The sequence below is a fragment of the Kitasatospora sp. NPDC056783 genome, from assembly GCF_042789895.1.
Taxonomy (GTDB): Bacteria; Actinomycetota; Actinomycetes; order Streptomycetales; family Streptomycetaceae; genus Kitasatospora.
The window spans coordinates 1-3,130 of sequence record NZ_JBHUAF010000599.1 but is presented as its reverse complement, the minus strand read 5'-3'; the positions used below and the strand labels follow the sequence as shown (position 1 = coordinate 3,130).

The following is a 3,130-nucleotide window of genomic DNA, read 5'->3' as shown; positions in this document are numbered from 1 at the left end:
GAGCCCCGCCACCGTCGTTTCCGGCGCGCCCCTGAAACGGGCGCCGACAGCACGGACGCGGACACCACGAGCTCGGACAGCATGGGCTGGACTAGAACGGGCGGGGCTAGAACGGCCGCAGCGCGGGCTCCTTCCGCCCGCCGCCGAGCAACCGCTCCAGTGCCCCCTCGACGTCCTCCCGCCAGGAGAGCGTGGTCCGCGCCTCCAGCCGCAGGCGCGGGTAACGCCCGTGCGGGCGAACGGTCTTGAAGCCGACCGCGAGCAGGTGGTCGGCCGGCAGCACGCAGCTGACCGGCACCCGTCCGACCCAGCCGAAGGCCTCGATCGCCCGCACCCCGCGCCCGATCAGGTCCTTGGCCACCGTCTGCACCAGCACCCGGCCGAGCCCCTGGCGCTGGTAGCCCGGCAGCACCCGGCTGACCATCAGCTGAACGGCGTCCGGTGAGACCGGGCTGGTCGGGAAGGACTGCGAGCGGGGGACGTAGGCCGGCGGCGCGTAGAGCACGAACCCGGCGGGCCGGTCGTCCACGTAGACGATCCGGCCGCAGGACCCCCACTCCAGCAGCACCGTGGAGATCCACCTCTCCTTCTCCAGCTCCGGCTTGCCCGATTCCACCGCCTGCTTCGCACTGACCGGGTCCAGCTCCCAGAACACGCAGGAGCGGCAGCCGGTCGGCAGGTCCCCGAGGTTGTCCAGCGTCAGCGGAACGATCCGGCGTCCCATGGCCGTAACCTCCTCCTCCCTCTCACGGTCGAGCATTCCCCCGCGAACGCCGATGGGTGCATGTTTCACGTGAAACGCGCGCTCACGTGGAACATGCACCCATCGGGTCGTCGCCCTCGGCCGACCGGCTCAGCCCTGCGACAGCCGCAGACCGTCCTCACCGGGGGCCATGCTGTCCAGGATCCGGTTCAGGTCCTCCACCGAGCCGAACTCCAGCACCACCTTGCCCTTGCCCAGCTTGCCGCCGCGCTGCGACACCTCGACCTTGACCCGGGTGTCGAAGCGGTCGGACAAGCGGGTCGCCAGGTCGTTGAAGGCCGGGGAGTTCAGCTTGCCCGCCTTCGGCGCCTGGCGCTTGGGCGTCTCGGGCTCGGCGGCCATCATCCGGACGATCTCCTCGGTGGTCCGCACCGAGAGGCCCTCCGCGTTGATCCGCTTGGCCAGCTCCTCCTGCCGCTCGCCGTCCGACAGCCCCAGCAGCGCCCGGGCGTGCCCGGCGGTGAGCACCCCGGAGGCGACCCGGCTCTGGACCGAAGGCGGCAGCTTCAGCAGCCGCAGCGTGTTGGAGACGTGCGCCCGCGAGCGGACGACCCGGTCGGCCAGCTCCTCGTGGGTGCAGGAGAAGTCCCGCAGCAGCTGGTCGTAGGCGGCCGCCTCCTCCAGCGGGTTCAGCTCGGCCCGGTGCAGGTTCTCCAGGAGGGCGTCCAGCAGCAGCTTGTCGTCCTCGGTGGCCCGGACGATCGCGGGAATCCGCTCCAGCCCGGCCTCCCGGGAGGCCCGCCAACGGCGCTCGCCCATGATCAGCTCGTAGCGTTCGGCCTCGACCTGGCGCACCACGATCGGCTGGAGCAGGCCCACCTCCTTGATGGAGGCGACCAGCTCGGCCAGCTTGTCGTCGTCGAAGACCTCGCGCGGCTGACGCGGGTTGGGGGTGATCGAGTCCATCCGCAGCTCGGCGAACCGTGCCCCGGCGACCTCCGCCGGCGGCTCGGCCGGCTGCTGGACCGAAGCCTTCTCCCGTCGGCCCAGGAGCCCGGCCCGGGCGGCCACCGTTCCCCGGCCGGCCGGCAGCACCGGCACCGCGGCCGGCGAGACCGCACCGGCCCCGGGGGACTCCCGCACCACCGAGGCCGGTGCGGGAGCGGCCGGCGCGGGCTGTCCCACCGCCCCGCCGACCGCCGGCGGAGCCGACGGGAGCAGCGCCCCGAGCCCCTTCCCCAGACCAACCCTGCGAGCACTCACTGATGACCCTCCGTCGTACCGTGCTGTGCCACCGGGGCGCCGTGCCCCTGCTGGCCGTGCCGCTGCTGCCCCACCAGCGTGCCCACCACCGCACGCTGCGCGAGCTCGCGGGCGGCCTCCAGGTAGGAGAGCGCCCCGGTCGAGCCCGGGTCGTAGGTGAGCACCGTCTGCCCGTAGCTGGGCGCCTCCGAGATGCGCACCGAGCGCGGGATCGCCGTGCTCAGCACCTCGCGCTGGAAGTGGGTCCGGACCTCCTCGGCGACCTGGGCGGCCAGCCTGGTCCGGGCGTCGTACATGGTGAGCAGGATGGTCGACACGTGCAGTGCCGGGTTGAGGTGCGCGCGCACCAGCTCGACGTTGCGCAGCAGCTGGCCGAGGCCCTCCAACGCGTAGTACTCGCACTGGATCGGGATCAGCACCTCCCGACCGGCCACCAGGGCGTTGACCGTCAGCAGGCCCAGCGAGGGCGGACAGTCGATCAGGATGTAGTCCAGCGGCTGCTCGTAGGCCGCGATGGCGCGCTGGAGCCGGCTCTCGCGGGCGACCAGGGAGACCAGCTCGATCTCGGCGCCGGCCAGGTCGATGGTGGCGGGGACGCAGAACAGCCCCTCGACGTCGTGCACCGGCTGCACCACGTCGGCGAGCGGCTTTCCTTCCACCAGGACGTCGTAGATGGACGGGACTTCGGCGTGGTGGTCGATGCCGAGCGCAGTGGAGGCGTTGCCCTGCGGGTCGAGGTCGACGACCAGGACGCGCAGGCCGTGCATGGCGAGCGAGGCGGCCATGTTCACGGTGGTGGTGGTCTTGCCCACCCCACCCTTCTGGTTGGCGACCACGATCACCCGGGTGGCAGCGGGCCGGGGCAGTCCCTCACCCGCTCGGCCGATCGCCCGAACCGCGGCCTGCGCAGCCCGCGCGATGGGCGTGTCATCGATCTGGTCGACGGTCTCCGAGTCCTGCATGGGGGTCAGTGTTTCACGTGAAACCGGAGCGGCAACAGTCGCCGCCCGGTCACGGCGGAGGATTCCCGAGAGCAAGGAGCGGCGTTTCACGTGAAACACCATGCCCGCTATGCCGGAAATCTGACGTTGCGACACTCCGGTGTCCCACCGGCGGCCCGGCGGTCACCTGAACGACGACGGGCGGACGCTCCTCCCTCTCAGG

The 3,130-nt window shown here is 71.9% G+C and carries 3 protein-coding genes; all 3 read right to left on the bottom strand.

What is annotated here, in order from left to right; genetic code table 11:
* Positions 1 to 106 precede the first annotated feature (106 nt).
* On the bottom strand, positions 107 to 724 hold the full coding sequence (locus tag ACFRMQ_RS39660) for a GNAT family N-acetyltransferase (protein WP_380735762.1): 618 nt from the start codon (positions 722 to 724) through the stop codon (positions 107 to 109).
* Between the two features lie 129 nt (positions 725 to 853).
* The gene (locus ACFRMQ_RS39655; RefSeq protein WP_380735761.1) at positions 854 to 1,966 is read right to left on the bottom strand and encodes a ParB/RepB/Spo0J family partition protein; all 1,113 of its coding nucleotides are present in this window, start codon (positions 1,964 to 1,966) and stop codon (positions 854 to 856) included.
* Complete coding sequence (locus ACFRMQ_RS39650) at positions 1,963 to 2,901, bottom strand: ParA family protein (protein WP_380735763.1); 939 nt, start codon at positions 2,899 to 2,901, stop codon at positions 1,963 to 1,965. The genes ACFRMQ_RS39655 and ACFRMQ_RS39650 overlap by 4 nt, the downstream gene beginning before the upstream one ends.
* Positions 2,902 to 3,130 lie beyond the last annotated feature (229 nt).